The 21,417-nt window shown below is 29.7% G+C and carries 19 protein-coding genes and 1 pseudogene; 8 read left to right on the top strand and 12 right to left on the bottom strand.

The genetic code is table 11. From position 1 onward, the window contains the following. Positions 1-3: 3 nt before the first annotated feature. A complete protein-coding gene (locus M1G14_RS00980) occupies positions 4-1,761 on the top strand; it encodes a DUF4365 domain-containing protein (RefSeq protein WP_247926131.1) in 1,758 nt (585 codons plus the stop codon). Positions 1,762-2,622: 861 nt separating this feature from the next. On the opposite strand, the gene M1G14_RS10915 is transcribed toward M1G14_RS00980, so the two are convergent. Together M1G14_RS10915 and M1G14_RS00975 are read right to left on the bottom strand one after the other, a co-directional pair. Next, a complete protein-coding gene (locus M1G14_RS10915; RefSeq protein WP_006146247.1) occupies positions 2,623-2,754 on the bottom strand; it encodes a hypothetical protein in 132 nt (43 codons plus the stop codon). Positions 2,755-2,806: 52 nt separating this feature from the next. Further along, the gene (locus M1G14_RS00975; protein WP_006146248.1) at positions 2,807-3,109 is read right to left on the bottom strand and encodes an ArsR/SmtB family transcription factor; all 303 of its coding nucleotides are present in this window, start codon (positions 3,107-3,109) and stop codon (positions 2,807-2,809) included. 226 nt (positions 3,110-3,335) lie between these two features. On the opposite strand from M1G14_RS00975, the gene M1G14_RS00970 reads away from it, so the two are divergent. From M1G14_RS00970 to M1G14_RS00960, 3 genes are all read left to right on the top strand, one after another. Then, positions 3,336-4,490, top strand: a complete 1,155-nt coding sequence (locus M1G14_RS00970; RefSeq protein ID WP_247926130.1) for an MFS transporter — start codon at positions 3,336-3,338, stop codon at positions 4,488-4,490. Between the two features lie 177 nt (positions 4,491-4,667). After that, positions 4,668-4,856 carry a hypothetical protein gene (locus tag M1G14_RS00965; protein WP_000171299.1) on the top strand — a complete coding sequence of 63 codons (189 nt, stop codon included), beginning with the start codon at positions 4,668-4,670 and terminating at the stop codon, positions 4,854-4,856. After that, a complete protein-coding gene (locus M1G14_RS00960) occupies positions 4,849-5,460 on the top strand; it encodes a Fic/DOC family protein (RefSeq protein ID WP_125337959.1) in 612 nt (203 codons plus the stop codon). Before M1G14_RS00965 ends, M1G14_RS00960 begins: the two co-directional genes overlap by 8 nt. Before the next feature lie 192 nt (positions 5,461-5,652). On the opposite strand, the gene M1G14_RS00955 is transcribed toward M1G14_RS00960, so the two are convergent. Further along, the gene (locus tag M1G14_RS00955; protein ID WP_247926129.1) at positions 5,653-6,408 is read right to left on the bottom strand and encodes an SDR family NAD(P)-dependent oxidoreductase; all 756 of its coding nucleotides are present in this window, start codon (positions 6,406-6,408) and stop codon (positions 5,653-5,655) included. A gap of 254 nt (positions 6,409-6,662) precedes the next feature. Between M1G14_RS00955 and M1G14_RS00950 the strand changes: the two genes are divergently transcribed. Next, positions 6,663-7,025 (top strand): MerR family transcriptional regulator, encoded by a 363-nt coding sequence (locus tag M1G14_RS00950; protein ID WP_247926128.1) that lies wholly within the window; start codon positions 6,663-6,665, stop codon positions 7,023-7,025. A gap of 376 nt (positions 7,026-7,401) precedes the next feature. Further along, positions 7,402-8,082 carry an IS6-like element ISS1N family transposase gene (locus tag M1G14_RS00945; protein ID WP_247926127.1) on the top strand — a complete coding sequence of 227 codons (681 nt, stop codon included), beginning with the start codon at positions 7,402-7,404 and terminating at the stop codon, positions 8,080-8,082. A gap of 244 nt (positions 8,083-8,326) precedes the next feature. Here the strand turns inward: M1G14_RS00945 and M1G14_RS00940 are convergent, their stop codons facing one another. Together M1G14_RS00940 and M1G14_RS00935 are read right to left on the bottom strand one after the other, a co-directional pair. Beyond that, entirely contained in the window at positions 8,327-9,901 is a 1,575-nt protein-coding gene (locus M1G14_RS00940) for an ATP-binding cassette domain-containing protein (protein ID WP_247926126.1), read from the bottom strand. Positions 9,902-10,048: 147 nt separating this feature from the next. Continuing rightward, positions 10,049-11,341 carry a radical SAM/SPASM domain-containing protein gene (locus M1G14_RS00935; RefSeq protein WP_156671951.1) on the bottom strand — a complete coding sequence of 431 codons (1,293 nt, stop codon included), beginning with the start codon at positions 11,339-11,341 and terminating at the stop codon, positions 10,049-10,051. 236 nt (positions 11,342-11,577) lie between these two features. Between M1G14_RS00935 and M1G14_RS00930 the strand changes: the two genes are divergently transcribed. Further along, positions 11,578-13,026, top strand: a complete 1,449-nt coding sequence (locus tag M1G14_RS00930) for an SIR2 family protein (RefSeq protein ID WP_003004884.1) — start codon at positions 11,578-11,580, stop codon at positions 13,024-13,026. 127 nt (positions 13,027-13,153) lie between these two features. Here M1G14_RS00930 and M1G14_RS00925 read toward each other — a convergent pair whose 3' ends face one another. Then, complete coding sequence (locus tag M1G14_RS00925; protein ID WP_003004879.1) at positions 13,154-13,867, bottom strand: toll/interleukin-1 receptor domain-containing protein; 714 nt, start codon at positions 13,865-13,867, stop codon at positions 13,154-13,156. A 90-nt stretch (positions 13,868-13,957) separates the two neighbouring features. Between M1G14_RS00925 and M1G14_RS00920 the strand changes: the two genes are divergently transcribed. Beyond that, positions 13,958-14,857 (top strand): tyrosine-type recombinase/integrase, encoded by a 900-nt coding sequence (locus M1G14_RS00920; RefSeq protein ID WP_002276488.1) that lies wholly within the window; start codon positions 13,958-13,960, stop codon positions 14,855-14,857. Positions 14,858-15,105: 248 nt separating this feature from the next. Here M1G14_RS00920 and M1G14_RS00915 read toward each other — a convergent pair. From M1G14_RS00915 to M1G14_RS00890, 6 genes and pseudogenes are all read right to left on the bottom strand, one after another. Further along, positions 15,106-15,293: pseudogene (locus M1G14_RS00915) on the bottom strand (IS3 family transposase); the annotation flags it as partial. Between the two features lie 154 nt (positions 15,294-15,447). After that, the gene (locus M1G14_RS00910; RefSeq protein WP_021153941.1) at positions 15,448-16,200 is read right to left on the bottom strand and encodes a class I SAM-dependent DNA methyltransferase; all 753 of its coding nucleotides are present in this window, start codon (positions 16,198-16,200) and stop codon (positions 15,448-15,450) included. Between the two features lies 1 nt (position 16,201). Beyond that, positions 16,202-17,353: an MFS transporter gene (locus tag M1G14_RS00905; RefSeq protein ID WP_134981182.1), complete on the bottom strand. Its 1,152-nt coding sequence runs from the start codon at positions 17,351-17,353 to the stop codon at positions 16,202-16,204. Beyond that, positions 17,328-19,025: a gluzincin family metallopeptidase gene (locus M1G14_RS00900; RefSeq protein WP_247926125.1), complete on the bottom strand. Its 1,698-nt coding sequence runs from the start codon at positions 19,023-19,025 to the stop codon at positions 17,328-17,330. Before M1G14_RS00900 ends, M1G14_RS00905 begins: the two co-directional genes overlap by 26 nt. Next, complete coding sequence (locus M1G14_RS00895; protein WP_247926124.1) at positions 19,013-20,371, bottom strand: hypothetical protein; 1,359 nt, start codon at positions 20,369-20,371, stop codon at positions 19,013-19,015. The genes M1G14_RS00900 and M1G14_RS00895 overlap by 13 nt, the downstream gene beginning before the upstream one ends. Next, complete coding sequence (locus tag M1G14_RS00890) at positions 20,364-21,296, bottom strand: HesA/MoeB/ThiF family protein (RefSeq protein ID WP_021153945.1); 933 nt, start codon at positions 21,294-21,296, stop codon at positions 20,364-20,366. Before M1G14_RS00890 ends, M1G14_RS00895 begins: the two co-directional genes overlap by 8 nt. Positions 21,297-21,417 lie beyond the last annotated feature (121 nt).

Below are 21,417 nucleotides of genomic sequence, written 5' to 3'. Positions count from 1 at the left end.
ATTATGTCTAAATCATCTAAACAAATCGAAGAAGACGCTATTGACTATTTAAAACTGGCACTAAAAAAATCTAAACATATTCATAGAGAAATTTCTGAAGGTGATAGAGAGCCTATATGGGATGGTCATATTTATTTTTACAAAAATACAGTGAAAAAAAATATTGACTTAGTAGAGAGAATACCAGTTCAAGTAAAAGGTAAAGACGATCACTATAATAAAAATAAAGGATACCCCATAAAAAGAAATAATTTAGAACACTATCTAAATGAAGGAGGAGTACTTTATTTTGTGGTTTACTTAAAAGATGAAACACCAACTGTCACTTATGCCTCATTAACACCAAAGGTAATTAAGAATATTCTACATCTCAAAAATAAGAAAAAACCAAATATAATCAATATTTCTGTTACTATGAAACCTCTGCCTGATAATGAAGAAGAATTAAATCTAGTCTTTCAAAATTTTATTCAAAAGCGGAAATATCAAAAAGGCTTTGCTCACGTTGAATTACGGAGTCAAGAATCCCTATTTAATAGTTCTGAGAATTTGGATGGAGAGTTCCAATTTAAATTCATCGGAAAAGAATATCTAGATATTCTTGAGTATGCAAAATCTGGTGAACTAGATCTTTATTACAAGCCTAAAGGAGCAACAATAGCTGAGCCTCTACTAGATGACATATTTGATCTACAATTATTTAAAGAAAATGAGATGCGCGTTCAAATCCAGGGGAACGAAATAGTATATCAAACAATTTTTAAATACACGACTAAGAATGATTATACTATTGATTTTGGGAATGGTTTTTCAATTAAAGTACAAGAGAAACCTGAAAATATCTCACTAACTCTAAATTATTCCATTTCAAATATTCTTTCAAAAAGAATTGATGGGTTGAAATTTATTTTAGAAGTTCAAAAAAATAAAGGAATTATCTTAAATAATCACAAACTAGCAATTAGCGATAAGAATCTGTCTAAAATTGATTTTAATTATTTAAAGAATAACTTAGATGCACATATCCGTTTAAAAAAGATACTGGATAAACTTAAAATTTCTAAAGAGATCGATTTCACGAATTGGTCACAACAAGACTCTAGAATAGTTGATTTATTGTATAAGGGCATTATAAATGAAGAGTTAATTACTGATCTTAATTACTATAATACAATACAAGTCATGACATTTGCTAATGTACATGTATTATTATTAATAATACCAGAACATTCAGGTACACAAAATTATAGATTATATAATTTCAGTGATTATGATATGGTTTTAGTTGACGAAAATAATCACCAATTTTCAAAATATGAGGCTGTTGATTTAAAACAGCTACTGCTTATAGACAATTTTGATATTTCTGATTACCTTTCATCATATTTATCAAATAAGATTCCAATTGAAAATAAAGATCTTGGATTATTAAAACTTATAAACTATAGTGATAATAAATGTGATCAAAATGTTTTACAATCTTGTTTTGAATTTGCAAAAAAACTTGTAGATATGGACAATTCTGAATATAGTAAACTCAATTTACTACAAATTAAAAAACGTTTAAACACATTAACAACTGAAGATAATAACTATCTTTTATCTTTAATGAATCACAGTGCAGTTGAAATCCGATACGCTACAGCTTGTATATTAGGATATAAAGAACAAGCAAATTATTTATTTGAAAATGAGTTTTCCGAAAGCCAGAGAGAACTCTTTATTGAATATCCGATTTACCACCTTCTAAACTTTTCGTAATAATACAATCATATTATATAAAAAGAGGCACTTAAGGCCTCTTTTTCTCTCCTTCAAATACTCTGTCACTGTCCATTTACTGTCCAATATAATGTAATACATCTATAAATTGTTGATTTTATCGAATGCAAAATCGCTTAAAATCAGTATTTTGATAAATAACAAGACTTTAAGAATCTTAAATTAAGTCTTTTTAAAAATATGATCAACGTGTTATCGTAATCTTGCTTAACGTTAAAGAAAATTGATATAATAAAGTTTATTAAGGTACTATTTAATTTTTACAGAGGTGAAATAGGGATTCACTACACGTCACTAGACGTTAGAAACCTTGATTTAAAGCGATTTTTGAAATTCTAAATTTCACTACATTGCAATATAAATCAACCGAATCACTACCTTTTTCACTACCTTTTTTGAAATAAGAATAATGATTCGGATATGTAAAAGAAGAGGAGCTTTATTGTGAAGCTCCTCTTTTTTATTTGTTCTTTTACTTACAAATCGTAAGACCAGGTTTGACACGGTTTGATTTCAAGTAATTTATAAATAGCTTTAGATCAGATTTCAGAAGACTTGGACTGCTTTTTCATTTGATAAATTGTAAAATATAGTGCAACAAAAATCTCATAATTAGGAAATTAAATCTTTAGTAGTTAAATATAATTAAACTGTGTAAGAATGAATATGAAGATTAATAGAACAATTTTTCATGTGTAATACATACAAAATAATTTGACACCTCTATAATCTATAAATTTGTTTTATTTCTAATATCAAACCAAATTTTAGGGTAGTGTACAATAAGTTGTATAAACACAAAAAGGAATAAATCCGTTATAGTAGAGTTGCGAAACATTACTAGAAAGAGATTTCTTCCTTAACTATTTCTACATCAACATGGTCATTAGTCAATGCCTCTAATAAAGTAGTTGTTGAACCAGTATTTCTAAATAAAACATCACAAACTACATTTTTTAAATATCTTTTCATATACCTCCCCGTTAACACAAGAAAACTACTGGTCTAGTTGAAATGCATTTGATTATTTGTCTAAAGAATTAAGAAAGCCAGGTAAGAAAGTATCAAATGTCTCATGATTTAACTTTACAAATTTATTCTGACCTACTTTTCTTGTTGTAGTAAGACCAGCTTCTCGCAAAGTTTTAAAATGATACGAAGCAGCTGATTTACTAATAATGAGCAAATCGCCAATTTCTCCACAACTTAGTTCAGTATTCGCTCTGTACAGTAATCTAATAATTTTTAGACGAACATTATCTGCTAATGCTTTAAAAATTTTAACTCTTAAATCATCTTCGCTAAGGTTATATTGTTTCATAGTCATAAAGTAATTTTACTATTGAAATAAACACTTGTCAATTTTTTGTACGGCCGTCGTTGACTTTTCTGCATTATAGTGATAATATAAAATTTAATAGTTCAATAATTATTTAACTATTAAATTTAAAAAGGAGGTGTTTTATGAAACAGAACTGGATAGCCATTATTACGTAAAGTATCTATTTATAACTTATAACAAAAATATTCTTAGAAAGTGATGTTAATATACAATGAAAAAATACTCTTATTTGTTCTTCTTAACAATGTTCATTATAGGGACCGATACATTTTTAATTTCTCCACTGCTTCCAACTTTAGCAAACCTATATAATATAAATTCTTCAGTTTCTGGTTGGATGGTCAGCGCATATGCAATAGGTTATGCTGTATTTGCCCTTATCTCAGGTCCAATTTCAGATGGTCGTGATAGAAAAAAAGTAATGACTTATGGGCTGATTGCTTTTACCATTTCAACTTTTCTATGCGGTTTTGCAACAAGTTTTCCTTTAATGCTCCTTTTCCGCTTATTTGCAGGTATCAGTGCTTCATTTGTAACTCCACAAGTTTGGGCTTCAATTCCTATTGTTGTTGATAAAAAATATATTGTGCAGGTTATGGGATATGCGACCGCTGGTTTATCCGTTTCTCAAATGGCTGGGGTACCTATTGGTGGCTATCTGGCAAACTTTTCTTGGCAAACTCCCTTTTATACGATTGCGTTTGCTTCCTTAATACTTCTCATTTTAATCCATATTTTTCTACCAAAACTTGAAATTGGAAAAGCAAATAGAATTTCTTTTACAGAGGCTTATAAAAATATCCTAACTAATAAAAAATCAGTTAGTTATCTAATTGCTTATTTTGTTTTCCAAACAGGTTCTTTTACAGCCATTACCTTCATTTCTACATGGTTTACCAATGACTTTAATATGAGTTTAACTAACATTAGTACTGCAATTATAGCTATTGGTGCAGGTAACTTATTGGGTTCTTTATTTGGAAGTCAATTGGTTAAAAAATTTGGTTTACAAAGAACTTTTAAAACTGAATTACTTACATTAATTATCCTCTACCTTATTCTACCTTTTGCTAATAATTTTTGGGTAGCCGAAATTTTATTAACAATTATCTATATAAATAATGGATTTATTTTTCCTTTGTTTATGGCGACTTTGCAAGGTACTGTCGAAAATGCACGAAGTACAATTTCTTCATTATCAAATGCAGTAATGTATTTAGGTGAAACAATTGCAGGTATAGTGGGAGGAGTTCTCTTTGTGAAATTTACAGGATTCTCAGGAATTTCTGTTTTCGCAGCTATTATGATCGCCTTATCATGGTTATTGTATGCACAAGCAGGGGCGTTTAAGAAAGATAAATCTTAAGCTCAATATTTTAATTCTAAAAACAATATAAAATAAAGAGGCTGGGACAAAAGTCCGATCTCAAATATAAAAAGCGAACAAAACTAGTTTTCTGGTTTTAATAACAGTCTCTATCCTTTAGGTAAAAATACCGATTTTATGGTATAATAAAGATAACGTTATACAAGGAAGTGTGCCATGACTCTTGATGTAAATAAAGAAGAATTAACAATTTTAGGGATTCCCTTTGATAACTTTTCAGATTTCGATACCGTCTGGTATGCTATTGGGTCATCAATGATTGAAAATTATGAACCTACTGTTCAAGATGTGATTGATTTAAAAACTTATGTTATCAACAAACGAAAGGAATTGAATATTGGTTAAGAATCAATACGAAGGCTATGAGTACATTGACCCCAATCACCAATATACCTATCCAAATTCTACAGTCTTAATCAACAAACAAAATATTACAAATATTGAAGAAGCCTACCGGAATGAGCATTTATTCGTTACTAGAAGGCTTGCAGACTTGCGCTTGAAAACCATAGAAGTCTACTCCATTAGTGATATTTTAGCCATTCATAAATATTTATTTCAAGATGTCTATGCTTGGGCGGGACAATTTCGCAAGGTGAATATCTCAAAAAATGGGAATCCTTTTATGTCAATACAATCTTTCAGTACTGCCCAAGACTATATCAACCATCTTATTCATACCTATTATCAAACTGCTAATTCAAAAGATGAGATTATTAAACAATTAGCAAAAATTCTTGATAATCTTAATTATTTCCATCCCTTTCGAGAAGGGAATGGACGAACTCAACGAGAAGTTATTCGTTCCTTAGCACTATCAAAAGGTTATTCTGCACAAGTACGCGTGGAACAAGATGATGAAGTTTACAATCTTTATATGGATGGGACAGTCTATGGGGACTTAGGAAAGTTAGAAGAACTACTTGGCAAAATACTGGAAAAATTGTAAATTAATCTACAAAAACACTTGTATGTTTTTAAATATCCTAAATATCACAGAAAATTATAACTTACCAAGGTTTAAATCATAATAGATAGACAAAAAGCTTCTGAAATCTAACGTTTCAGAAGCTTTCTTCTTATCATAAAACGACTGCAACTATTATTATTCAATACATATTATCTCTATTTATTAAAATAATTAATGATTAAGTAGTGGTCCACTAAGATGAAATTCAAAATTTGTAACATCAACTAAACCAACAACTTTGTCACTTTGATATAATTCCATCAAAAATTGTGCCATCTCTTCACTTGTGTGATATTTAGCAAAATGCTCATCATAATCATATTCTTTAGAATCTGTAGCAACTTGACCAAATTCCGTTTTTGTGGCAGCTGGAGCTAAAACCTTAGCTTTTAATTGATGTTGATTTGCCTCTAGTTCCAATGCCAAGCCTTCTGTAAAAGCACTGACATAAAATTTACTTGCACAGTATGTAACTGCATTTGGAACCATCATGTATCCGCCTCTAGATGATAAGTTAATCAATTGAGCGCCTTTACAATCTTTATAATCTCTCACATATAGAGTTGATAGAATTGTTAAAGCTTCAATGTTTAGATGGATTAATGTTATTATCTTTTCTAAATCTTGAGATTCAACCTTATCATAATTTCCAAAACCAGCATTATTTATTAGAGTAGTAATGTGATATTTTTTCAAGCTTTCATAAAGAGCAAAAACATTACTGGACTTCGATAAATCAACAACTTTAATAACAACATCTAAATCCGGATAATGGTTCAAAATCTCTTGCTTCAATTCTTCTAGACGTTCTTGACGCCGAGCAATTAAAATAAGATTCGTTCCTAATTTTGCAAATTGTCTTGCTGTCTCCGCTCCTATACCAGCACTGGCTCCAGTAATACAAGTATAATTCTTCGTTTGTTCCATACTATTTTCTCCTTTACAGATTGCTATTTGCATTTTTTATAAGAGTCGCTGCTCCCATTCCGTCACCTACACAGAGAAGCGATTCCATAATTTCCTTTATTTTCAATCAACTCATAAATTAGAGTACTTTATATCAAATTCCTTTGATGCTATGTATTTTACATAGTAAAGTGCACTTTATGTCAAGAGAAAACTGAAAATTTTTCGATTTTTTTAAAATTATGCTAAAATATTAAAAAAAAGGGGGAAATATTATGGCTCACTATTCTATTGGAGAATTTGCTAACAAAACTGGACTTTCTATTCCCACACTTCGATACTATGAGCAAGAAAAATTGATTTACTCACACAGAGAAGAAAATAATCGTAGATACTATGATGACTCTGATATAGCGTGGACTCAATTCATTATTAGATTAAAAAAGACGGGAATGTCTATTAAAAATATGCAAGAATACGCTGACCTAAGATATAAAGGAGACTCCACAATTCCTCAACGACTTAGACTACTATTTTTTCAACTTGATGAACTTCATAAGCAACAAACTGAAATTAATCAACATATTGATTTTCTTGAAAAGAAAATTAAAACTTATTTAGGTATTAATCCTAATTAGCACCATTATTATTTTCTTTATCCAAAAAAGGGATTGAAAATAAAATTCCAACCCCTTTTTATTATACTATTGACTCTTATTTTCCTAAAAATTAATACAAATCAGCAAAAATAGAATTATTTATACTTATTTTTTTCATTTCCATTTTTAAGGTGTTATCACTCACATCAGTCTATACATTTTAATCTTCTTTAATTTAGTCATATAAATTTAGTTAGATTATTTAATTTACTCTCGTTTTCTAACAATAACTGTAGAGGTGATTTTTCACGGGCAATTTCATCACCATTCTCTGCTACAACGGGTTCTGTTGCAAAGATTTCCAAAAAATCTATTTTAGTGTAAAATTGAGAAAAAAGACAGAGAGGACAGAGTAATGAATCATTTTAAAGGCAAACAATTCAAAAAAGACGTCATTATTGTCGCTGTTGGTTACTACCTGCGTTACAATCTAAGCTATCGTGAAGTTCAGGAATTGTTATATGATCGTGGAATAAATGTTTGTCATACTACGATTTATCGTTGGGTGCAAGAGTACAGCAAAGTCCTCTATTATCTTTGGAAGAAGAAAAATAGACAATCCTTCTATTCATGGAAAATGGACGAAACCTATATCAAAATTAAGGGACGTTGGCATTATCTTTATCGTGCAATTGATGCGGACGGCTTAACCTTAGATATCTGGTTACGAAAGAAACGGGATACGCAAGTAGCCTATGCTTTCTTAAAACGACTCCATAAACAGTTTGGTGAGCCGAAAGCAATTGTGACCGATAAAGCACCTTCTCTTGGCTCTGCCTTTAGAAAGTTACAGAGTGTGGGTTTATATACTAAGACAGAGCACCGAACTGTGAAGTATCTTAACAATTTAATAGAACAAGACCATCGACCTATTAAACGACGGAATAAATTTTATCAAAGTCTCCGTACAGCCTCTTCCACGGTTAAGGGCATGGAGACCATTCGAGGAATATATAAAAAGAACCGAAGAAATGGAACGCTCTTCGGCTTTTCAGTGTCTACTGAAATCAAGGTATTAATGGGAATAACAGCCTAAGATATTTGGAGTTCAGAGAGGGCGCGTTTGATTTTCAAACTTCGCAACAGAACCTTAGAAACTATTCAAACTTTAAGAAGCGCGATTTCATGCCCCCGACATCAAAAAAGAAAGGACAAACATATCCTTCCTCGTTGTTAAAATTTTCGTCCCGCACTACAGTTAACAAACATACTAAGATTAGTAGTGAGGAAGTTTCCGACTGGAGAGAGTACTCACTACCTTATCTTATCATGAAAATAATTCAATTTTTTCTTAGTTCAATGACTTGATCGTAACGAATTTCATCATCAATATGGTGAGCGATTTCTAACACCATCATCGGTAGTGAGAAAATCAAGTCTCGAACCATCTGGCTATTTTCTACGTCAAGAGCTGCAGTTACCTCATCTGCTAATAAAATATCCTTTTTACGAAGAAGGAAGCGGGCTAGTTCAATCCGGACTCGTTGTCCGCCTGAAATATTTTCTCCGTTATTAGTGATTACAAAATCGAGTCCATCAGTTAGTTCATGGTCGAGTTTGACCTGTCTCAAAACAGTCTCCAATTCTTGATCTGAAAACTCTTGTCCCAAACTAAGATTGTAGCGAACAGTATCATTAAAGAGGAAAGGATGCTGACTGATGATACCTACCTGACGAATAAAATAACTTGTTTTTGCTCCATCCCTTGTCCGACAAGTAATCGTCCCATCATCCGCCTTTTCTTCCCCTATGATCATTCGAAAGAGGGTTGATTTCCCACAGCCACTTGGCCCTTTGATGAGGACTTTTTCCCCTTGTTGAATGGCTAGATTAAGATCGCGTATAATCTCTCTACCGTTATAAGATTTACTTAAATGAGAAATTTCTAGTTCTTCTACTTGTGAGATCGAATGATTGTCCGATTCACTATTATCTGCTCGATTTAAAATCCCAAAAATCTTTTCTGCCGTTGTTTTGGCTCCTTGTACTTCAACCACATCATACATGATATTTTGGATAGGACCTACCAGTTGACCAGCGGCAATATACATTGCAACCAGACTAGCCACTGAAACATGATGACCATGCATGGCAAGGAAGAACCCCAATACCAAGGGGAGTACTTGGCTAAGAAAGACCATGAAACCATTACAAAAGAAAACAATATTATGGGTAAAAGCAAACTTTTGAATGGCTCGTTGATAACGAAGATTGATATTCCAGACGCGCTGAGAATTTTCAGGCAAGGCTTGATTCATCCGCAAGGTTTGAGCCCCTCGAATACTATCAGAGATTTGGTTATGAACAGCTGTTCTTCCCTGAGACATTTCATCCCCTGAATTCTTTAGCTTATTATTCATTAAGAATTGTGGAATGGGACGTAAGATCGTGAAGAAAACAAAGATAGAACCCAATAAAACATTTTGGGCAATGATATAGATCGCCGTAATCAGCGCTCCAAATCCCCAACATGAAATAGTCATATAGCGTTCAAAAAAGTTATCTCCTAAAAATTCCATATCCTGTGTCAGCATGGTAATCTTTTCATCTTCACTATATTCCCTGTCTTCCATTAACTTATGAAACAATGCCGTTCGGATATTCATGTGAATTTCACGTCGAAAGACATTATTTGCATGATTACAAAATAACATTAGACTATACAAAGCGAAATAGACAGAAAAACCAAAGAGGGCAAATTTCCAAATAGAAGAATAGGTAAGGTTATTTTGATCTATTGATAGTGCTTTGGCAACAACCAAGGGTTGCCCCAAAGCGAGACCCCCATTTGCCAGTGCACCAATAATGGTTAGGTATTTTGTTTTTTTATCAAGATATTTAAAGATATGAATCATAAGTTTCTCCTAGAAAAAATAGAGAGGCTAGCACACCTCTCTGTAATTTAGAAACATTATTTACAATAATTGCAAATATTAGTCACATTTTCAGGTCTCTTAGGGATTTGATTATTTTTTTTGACAACCATAAATATGATCTCCTTTCTAGTCCACATCTAAAATATCTTCATATAACTTGGATAAAGCAAAAAGTGCTAGATTTTTTTTAATTCTCTCTTTCATACTTTCACATATAAAATCAGAATTTAATTTTGTAATATGCTTGGCCATTGGACAAAAGCCTGATTTACATACCAGAACAAATGGACACCCTTTACAATCATCTCTGACCATAATACTCCAGTTCTTTAATTTATTCTGGTTAATCAATCCAGTATTGATATTTCCAAAGATATTCTCTTTATTGTATAGGGCTACTGTGCAAGATTGTACAATACCTTTAACATTAAACATATAATGATTTAATCGATTTGCGTAGCAACTAAACGAATTATGAATAACTATATTTGGTGAACATAACTTGTATCCTAAGTTTAATGCTCTAATTGACAACTCATAACTTGCATCATCTTTTAATAATGTAACACAATCATCCCTAGAACGGTCACCTTGACCCCAATTTCCTATGTTATGATACATTACTAAAAATCTGTCATCACCTTTAAAAAATTCGCCATCATTCAGTAAAAACAATTCCATGTGATTGTAATTTTCTTTAGAAACATTGAAACGAAGTACACAAGTGAAATTTAGAGGAGTTTCTTTCATACGATGCAAATTTTCTAAAATACGAAGATAAGACCCCTTTTTATTTTTTAAAACTCGTTGTGTATCATGACTTTCACAATCACCATCAAGAGTAATTTGAAAACTTGAAACATGATAATCAGATACTAACGCTTCAAATTTCTTACTTGTAAGTAAAAATCCATTAGTCGTTATACTAGCTGAATATATCACATCAAACTGATTACAAAGTTCTAAAAATTTTGTTGATAATCGCTGAATAGTTGCATATCCTAATAGTGGTTCTCCACCGAACCAAGAAATTCTTAAATACCTATAAACACCTGTTTTTAACTTTTCCTCTGCAAATTTTAAAATTGCTAGCTCTGTTTTTTCTGACATTCCGATATTCTCAAAATGCTCATAGCAGTATTTACATCGAAAATTACAATCACCATGTGTTAAAATTGTGAACTCTAAAACCTCATTATTAGTATCTTGAATTTGTTGTAGATATTTATCTACTTCATTCTCTTCAGAACAATACATATTTTGCTCAAGATAACTATAATAATCTCTTGCTATCTCTTCATTATGAGAGATCACTTCTTCCAATTCTTTTGTTATAAAAAAAGAATGATTATTTTTAGTATTAAAATAGACCGTACCTGAATCAAGTTTATGACTTAATACATATCGTGATAATTGCATATTATCACCTCTATTTCTTTGTGATTTATTTTACATATCTATTATACATCTAAGAACAAGTCTTTGTCAACGAATATTCAAAAGATTAGAAAAGTTTAAACTTTTAATGATATTCTGATTTTTCCCCAGTAAATATTCATCTTATCCATCCCAATAAAAAGTTACTGTTGGAAACATATAGGAGATTAGAAACTATGGTATACTAATGATAATAAATAGTTATCGGTAGGAGAGAGATGAAAAAACTAAAAAAACAATTTATTTCTGATTTTAGTGCGGCAATGTTAGAAAATAATGCAGCAATTTTTGCTGGTGCAGGACTTTCTGTTCCCTCAGGTTATGTAAACTGGAAAGAATTATTACGGCAATTTTCTGATTCGATTGGACTAAATATTGATAAAGAGTATGACTTAATTTCAGTTGCCCAATATTACAAAAATTCTGCACAATCAAAAAATCAGATTTCACAAAAATTAATACAAGAATTTACAAAAGACTCTAAAGATAATAATTTGCTAACACTGTTAACGAGCATGCCTATTGAAACTTTTTGGACAACTAATTATGACCACTTAATTGAGGATAATTTGAAGAAAGCTGGAAAACGTGTAGACATCAAGATTGATAATAATGATTTGTCAATTACCCCTCCAAATATTGATGCGACTGTCTATAAATTTCATGGAGATATTTCTAGACCCTATGAGGCAATATTGACTCGTGATGATTACGAGAGTTTTGATAAGAGTCACAAACTTTTTATTCAAACACTCCGCGGAGATCTGATTAGTAAAACATTTGTATTTGTAGGATATAGTTTAAATGATCCAGATATTCAGCAAATTCTAAGCAAAATTAGATTATTAATCGGAGAAAATATTAGGATGCACTATTGTTTTAGGAAAAATTTGACCATTGATATGTTTGAAAATTCCCAAGACCCTGAAAGTGAATTAGAATACGGAAAGATAAAACAAGAGCACGAAATAAATGATTTAAAAAGATATGGTATTCATACTATTTTGATTGAAGATTATAATGAGATTGATGAACTATTTAATCAATCTTATAAGTTATATTTAACAAATAGTGTATTTATTGCTGGAAGTTGTAGAAATTATGGAGAATGGGATGAAGATAGTGCTACTGAGTTCCTATATCTTTTAGGATATAAATTAATTGCTAATGAAATTATAGTAGGTAACGGTAATATAGAAGGTGTAGGACCACAGGTGATTAATGGCGTAATGACCGCTATTAATGATAAAAATCTTGATATTTCGAAATATCTAAAAATTAAAACTCTCCCATTAATTAAAGGTAGCGATAAACATATTGATAGTTCGGCAAAGAAAAGATTCCAAGATAATATGATATCAGAAGCAGGTATAGTTATATTTGTCTTTGGAAATCAATACTATGACGGAACTTTATCTAACTCCAAGGGAGTACTAGAAGATTTTGACAGGGCTATAAAGCAAAATAGATTTATTATTCCCGTAGGTTCAACTGGTTGGAGCTCTTTAGAAGTATACCAAACACTTTTATCTGAAATTGATAAATATTCTTATCTCACTCCTTTTCTAGATAAGCTACTGATAGAAAAAGATCCTGAAATTTTATCTCAAACTATTATTGATTGCATTAAGCACATCAGAGATGCTTACATCATGGATAAACTTTAATAGTAAATCAGTATATAAAGGCTTTTTACTTTAATAAAAACAGAAGACTCACCATTTAATTTCAATTCGGTGAATCTCTGTTTTTTAGTTTTATATGTTTAATGTTCTCTAAGGCTATTTTGAACATTTATAGAAACGTCTTAATATATATTTCTTGGATGATTTCCAATATTTTAAAATGGTACTCCCCTTGGAAATCTTTCCTAAATAAACGTTCTTTTAATAGTCTAGTTATTGCGATACAAAACAAGATTTCATGTGTTAGTTTAAAATTCCCCAACCGTTTTTGCTTTCTCAAATATTGAGAGAAGTTATCTAGGATAAAAATAGCATCAATACTATTTACAGTAGTATGTCGAATTTGTTCTAATAAAAAATTACCAACATAACTGTCAATTGAAAAATTAGAAATATTTCTGCAAATAATATTGTTCAAATGCAGCAATATAAAGCGATCTACGATATAATCAGTTTCTTTTAACGATGATACCGTTAATAAATTATAATTTTTTAAGAAAGTATATTCATTAGGAATATCTTCTTTTTTTATTTTATACAATATTGGAAAAAAAGGAATCCTTTTCTTCATCGCATAATCTAGCTCTTTTATACACCATGCTTTGTTAAAGAATGTTTCATCGAATATAAAAATAATTCCATAATAATCAGCACTTTTATCGAGTACAGTATATAGATTATCAATTATTTCATCTCCAATGTTAATTTCAAATTTGTCAATCCAGGTTTTTAATCCTATTTCATTTAACGTATTATTCAGATTATTTACAAATTCATAGTAAATATCTCTTGAATAACTTATGAAATATTGAAATTCTCTCACATCTCTCTCCTACTGATAACTATTTATTATCACTATACAAAATGCTTAAATAAGTTTAAAATAACATGATTATTACTAAAGGAGATATTCATGGATTCTAAACTTATTTCTACTTACTTAAGTTACTGCGAAACGCATAAGCGTTTAAGCACACATACAATTCGAGCTTACAAAAACGATCTTTTACAATTTTACAATTCAAACTACAATAATGTTGAATCATATATTGAGTTTTTAACAAAATCAAATATAAAATCAAACACTCTACGACGAAAAATCGCAAGTTTGAAGGTTTTTTATAACTATTTAAAATTTCAAGATATAATTGATGAAAATCCTTTTAATCAACTACGATTTCAATTTCGGAAGGAAAAAATATTACCTAAAACCATTCCTTATGATATTTTAAAAAGTGTCTACTCATATTCAGAACAAAAAGTTATCTATTCAAAATCTAAATATCAAAAACAAAAAGCTGAAAGAAATTTACTAATCATTTCCTTATTACTTTCAACTGGCATTCGGATTTCTGAGCTTTGTCATATTCATCTTAAAGATATTAATTTTTCAAATAGAACACTTCATATTATCGGGAAAGGAAAAAAAGAACGTATCCTCTTTTTAGGAGACCAAACAACCTTTAGTTTATTGAAAACATATATAAATAAATACTGCGTCCGACCTAATGACTATTTATTTACTGGTCAAAATCCTCTTAAAGCACTGTCAGAACAAAGCGTACGTCTAATTTTAAAGAAGCTGGTTAAGAAAAACAACTTATCTATAACTATCACGCCACATATGTTTAGACACAGCTTTGCTACAATGCTACTGGATAAAGATGTAGATATTCGTTATATACAGCAAATACTTGGACATAGCTCTATTTCTGTAACTCAGATCTATACTCATGTATCTCAATCAAAACAAAAAGAAATACTCACTCTGTGTAATCCCATATCTTCCATTCGTTCTCGACCACAAAAGTAAAATAACTATAGTTAAATCAAAACAGTTTGATGATTTCCTTCTAGAAATTTTTACTCTATTTATTTTAAAAGAACAAGTATCTAATTTCATTATTATCAACAAAAGGTAGTTCTATATTTTTGAACTACCTTTTACATATTACAAATATTTTGTATCTTCTATTTTATTTAGATTTTGTGATTTTCTCTAGCCAAAGATACTCTTTTTTATGAACAATCTTCCAGGAGAACTTTATCAATAATTTCTTATTTTAATTTAGGAAAATAATAACGATTCTTTACTCTTTTGCGATTTCTATTCCATAACGATCAATCAATTTAATCATGTACTGAAGATTAGAAATCTTTATCCCAAATTGATTTGAAAGTCGCCTAAAACTCTCTCCTTGCTTTCTTGATTCATATATTTGAACTTTATCTTCAAAAGTTAATTTCATAATAAAAGCACCCCAAAAGTTAGATTTTTCTGTCTAACTTTTAGGGTGCAGTTCAAATCCGTTGCTTTTTTGGAGCTAAAGGACTTTTGTCCCAGACTCACTAAACATAGAGTACGTAGCATTTAGGTTATCTTTCTTAAAATTAAATAAGTTATTATTTTTTACATATAAATAGCACCCGTTCCGTACTATTAGAATCCCATAACAATTCAGAATATCCATCTCGTATCTCTACCGTTTTGAAACCAATTTCAAAAAGTTTTTTCTCAAGTTCTTCAATATTATGAAAATAGTTATATATTGTTGAATCAAATCTTAAATAAGGAGTATTTTTATCTATTTTAAATGCACCATGAAATCTTGTAAAACCAACACCATGGATTTCATCTACAAACCCTTCCCTAATAGATATTCCATCATCATCACTTGAAGATATAAAATAGTTATTATTTTTAATACCAATTGGAGTATTCATGTCAAAAATAAAATATCCTGAGTTTGATAATAGAGAGAAAACTGTTTTAAATACCTCGTAGATATCTTTATCTGTTTTTAAATGATTAAGTGCATCTGCTGTTGCAACTACTACCTGATAATCATCTTTTGAATTAAATTCTACAATATCGCTCTGAATCAATTTAGTTTTAGATAAATTTGTCTTAGCAACCTCTAACATACTCTCAGAAATGTCAACACCATTCGTTTCCCAGCCTTTGTCTTCAAATTGAACAAGGAGGTTGCCCGTACCACACATTATGTCTAGAATTCTTCCGGTCTGTAATCCGTTTCTATTTAGAAAACACATTATAAAATTTCCATATTTTTTAGCTTGACCTGTCAAATACTTATTATAAAATAAAGAAAAATTTTTATCGTAATTCTTTTTTTGATAGTTGTTATTATTCATTTTATCTCCTTCCAAACTCTATATATGATAATAATGACAATAGCATTAAAGTTGTACAAATTAAACTAATAGTAATTTGCAAACTAAATAAACCCGACAATAAACTTACTAAAATTGATCCAAATGTCAACATAATAGAATTGGCAAAATTAATTAGAGATATAGATGATGCTCTAATATCATCTCTCAAATCCTCATGAACCGTAGAATCAATTATGACGGACAGCAGTTCGTATAAAATATTAGGAACCATAAAACTTATTGTTACAATTATCGAGTGATACGGGAACCTCCCTATCCCTAAAAATAGTAGCAAAGAAATGAAAAATATAATAACTGCAACCCCTCTACTAGACCATTTACTTGTTAACTTTTCACTAAAAAAAGATAATACAGATCCTAACACAGATACAATTGCATAAATTAATGATACCTGCCCTGTAGTTAAACTTAATTGCTCTAGAACAACTGGCATATATTGATAACTTAACGTTACGGATGACATCAAAAATGCAGACGATACTAATATATACTTGAACTTTTTTGTCGTTTTGACAAAATCATATAATCTTTCTAAATATAGTTTTATTGCTTTTTTATTATCTGCAATAGGCTCAACTTCTCTTATCTTAGAAACATCAAATGATGTTATACAGATTAGAGCAACTACTCTGAATAATAATGATATCAAAAATAACAGTGTCCAAGATTTTTCTGCAATCCAGCCTCCGATTAAATTCCCAAAAGCAACTGATATTATCCCTAAAGAATTAAAAATTCCCATATATTTTAGAAATTTATTACCATCTGTAATATTGTATAACAATGAGGTATCAGTCCCAGATATGAGAGATAATCCTAGTGAAAAACAAATAAATCCAATATAAATGACCATTCGATTAAGCGGAAAAAAGTAAGATATTAAATAAAAAATACAGATCAATTCTGCTAACTGCAATGCTCTTTTATAACCTATCTTATCAGCGATAATTCCTGAAGGAATTTCAAATATCGCTGAAAAAAAAGTGAATATTCCCTGTAAAAGTGCTATCTCAGCAATACTCCATCCAAAATTCTGTAGATATATCATCCAAACTATTAGTTCTGGCATCATGTTTGAAAAACTATTATAAACTAAAATTTTCTTCATCATATTTTCTCATAATATCTGTTACACAACTCTCTACTAATTTTTCGTAAGATAATTCTTCTCCAAGAACCATATTAAAAAATTCTTTGTCAGATATTCTTTCCCCTTTCTTTAGTAATTCAATCACAAATTCTAGACTTTTATCTTTCTTATAAAAATCATACGCAAGTATAAATGCAATGATATATCTAAAGTCATAACCATCCATATAAAAATGTTCATGCCTAACCCAATTATAGCGATTAATGGGCATTTCCTCGAAATTTTTTATCGAATGGAACTTTGACATTATTTCATACCAAACATCAGAAATGTCCTCATTATCTAATTTTTGGTTTTTTGATTTAGTATATAACTGATATTCAATTGTACTATAAATAAAGGGTATAATAAAAGAATCTCTAATGAAATTATCAACTTGATCGAAAATGATCAATTTTTCTTCAAAATTATTTCCTAAATAGTCGATTAAATACAATGTGCCTAAAATTGAAATAAATTCTGTTTTTAGAATTGATAACTCAGAATATATAAACATACCATTTTGAGATGCATAATACTGCCCTATTGCTCCTGAAATCTCATGAGTCAGCTCAAATAAATCATCAAATTCACTATTCCAATTTACTGTTATAAATGGATGAACTCCAAAGCAACTAATTGATCTTTGTCCAGGGTGCCGCAAAGTGTTCTTCTCCCTAGATATCCAATTATTAGTTATAACTTCTTCTACAGCATTATAAAATTCTCCCCCTTTAACACGGAAAGTATTTAAAATAATTTTTGTAGCCTCGCTAAAAGATAATTTGAAGTTATCGCTATTTTTTAAATAGTAGAGATCAGAATAGGTAAATTTATTTAAGCCACTACGCTTGATTTTATTGTTTAAGATTTCCTCATGTAATAGAATAATTTTCTGCGTTATATTCTCTTGGAAGAAAAAAACACTCTGACTTTTATCAAAAATATTATTATAAACAAACATATCATAAGCATTTTCAAATCCATTTTGTTTAGCTATAAAGTTTTTCAACTGAAAGTGAGTATTTAAAAAAAATGATGCTAAATTTGAATTTTCTTTTAAAAAAATTTCAACAGATTCATATGCCTCTCTGCGGTAAATTTGTTCCTCTACTCTAAGATATTGTAGGATATTTTCTTCTGTTATTTTCTCTATCCTATCATTTGTTGTAAATTTACCTATATATTCAAAACTACCATACCAATTAATATAGGCATCCCTTGGTGATACTTTTTTGTATAAATTTTTGCTATCAAAATCTTTCATACTAACAGAATCAGTCAACTTCTGTTGAAAAAATTGTTCATATTTTTTTAGTTTTTCACTGCTTCTAAGTACCTCCAACGTTTTATCACTATTTAAAAATAGATTATTAAATAGCTTAATTTTTCTGTTAAATAATTGGTAAAGAGAATAAATTTCATGGATTCGCTTTGTTATATATGTGTTTGCTGAATCTTGCTCTCTTCTAAGCAAACCATAAGTATATAATCTATCTAACTTTTCTGAATAATACTCGATTTTAGTAAAATCTTCATCAAGTATTTCAAGTTCAAATTTAAAACTCGGCATCTTCTCAAGAGATACTCTAGTTTCCTTCATTGCCTCTTCCCATTGTAAATCGTCGTAGTATAGTTTTGTTAAATCCCACATAGTTTATCCTTGTTAAACATCTTATTCATATTAATTAGGCCATTATCAGTTAGTTCAATTTCAGGTAGTTCAGGATTTTTAATATAGTATTGCCTGAAAACCCCAAAATCTAAAACTCTAGAACTTTTTCTAATTAAATTCACCAGTGCAGTAGTCTTTATTTCCTTCTCTCTATTATCTGTTGACTTAATATATTCATTTATTAAACCAACATACGTTTGCTTATCTTTCTGATCAATAAACTGGATTTGTTCAATAAATTCATCTAATTGATTTTTTGTAATTGGTTCAATTAATTCTAAAATCAAATCATATTTCTCCCAATTTTCAGAAAGATAAGCCTTGAAACTGAGAGGATAACTCTTAACTTTTATACTATATCTATTCATAACTTTAGTTATAATATCAACAATCAAGTCATTAGGGAAATAGTCTGGATACAAAAATCTAGTCATTCGTTCCGTATCTGTACTAATTACATTATTGTATCGATAATATAATTCATTGCAATTTACATTAATATATTTTAGCAAATTGTTTGATTTTTTTAGTTCATATATAATTTCATCTTTAATATTAGCGCTATGTTCCTTAATCTCATCGTACATTTTAGCGTTAAATAGTAATCTGAAATGTATGTCAGATTGGAGTTCATAATTTTTGTGTCTCAAGACACTATCTTCTAAATTTAAAGAGGTGAATCCAGTATAAGCCATCTTACCAGATTGAATCTGCTGAATTTGATTGTGTATATCTATCTCCTCTATAATCTCTACAGCATTCGGAAGTTTATTGTCAGATATATTTTTCTCTAGAATTATCTTCTTATTTGTTGAAAGTTTACAAAAATATCCTCCTGAAGTAGTTTGAAAGTCAATCTCATCCTGCCTAAATTTTAACGGTGAAAAATTTGGACAGGAAAAAACATCTTTATATGTGTTGAGATTGAAAACATTCGCAAAAAACACATTGTCTTCAACCCACATCTCTATATTCTCTAGTTTAGCATTACCATAGATAAAATCTTTAGCACCTTTTATAAAGTCCAAATAATAAAAGCATTTTTTTCTTTGACTAAAAATTAACCTTAGAGTATATAAAAATTCTATAGCTGAAAGACTTGTATTATCAGACCAAAATACCTCATCTGTGAATTTTAAACAAATTACATTGTCTTTACTCATATCTACAAAATACGGTGATATATATTCACCTTGTAATTTTTTAATAATTGGTGTATATAAGAAACTAACAAATAGCTTAGTGTTCGTATCCATAGCATCCATAGGTATTAAACTTTCAGGTAAATCATCAACAAAAAAAATTATATTGTTTATTTTATCCATCTTCAGTAATTTCCATTGTTTTAAAATTTATTACATGGTAGTCGTAAAAGTTATATGAGGATTTAACTATATCTTTAAAAAGATAATCAAAAACAATCTGACTCAATAAAGATGCTGTTACCATATTAGTTGTAGAAATGGAAGCCTTTAAATGAGCTGAAATTTCTTTTGAATCAGATTTATTAAACTGATTGTATCTATCATATATTGGATTTATCGTCCCAGTTTCTAGACCAACATGTCCTGATATTACAGGGATATCCTTTTCTGAACAGGCTTCGGCAATTATATATTCAATATTACTAGGTGTATCAGCACAATTAATTACTATCTGATAATTAGCTTGATCTAATATATTAAGAACTTGTTCTTCTTTTGTAATGAACTGTTCCCACTTTTTAATAGTAACACCAGACCAATTTTTTAAAACATTTTCTTCTAAAACATCGATTTTGCCTCTTCCGACATCTTCTTTTGTGTAAAACAATTGCCTATTTAGATTCGTTTGTTCAACCTTATCTTTATCAACAATAGTGAAGTTGTTAAAACCAGCTTGTAATAAATTATTAAAAACAATGGTACCTATTCCTCCGCAGCCAATAATTAAAATAGGAGCATTTAAAATTTCAATAATATTCAAATCAGACAAAACTAGTTTTGAACTAGCGCGATCTAATATATACAAAAGTGTTCGTTCATTTAATAATATATCATCCCTGGTCTGCTTATATTCTGGAAAAACCAAATCGTTTTGAATTAAAAATTCACTCAATTCAGAATCCTTTGATAGATTGTGGAGATTTAATAGAATATTATAAAAAGTTCTATTATTATCTGTTATTAGAAAAGATTTTGTCCCTGAATTAATAACAACTTTTTTTGATTCATCACTATAATATAAAGCTATATTCTCTTTTAGTTTCATGTTCCTCCAAAAAAGTATCCTAAGACAGAACTTAGGATACCGATACATATCTTACAATATTAAAGTACAGTACGACGAGTTGATTCACGAGTTTCTTTTTCTTCTACAATCATTTCTGACT

The organism is Streptococcus parasanguinis (genome assembly GCF_023109675.1).
Classification (GTDB): Bacteria; Bacillota; Bacilli; order Lactobacillales; family Streptococcaceae; genus Streptococcus; species Streptococcus parasanguinis_I.
The sequence above is the reverse complement of the archived record's forward strand: the minus strand, read 5'-3'. Positions and strand labels throughout refer to the sequence as shown.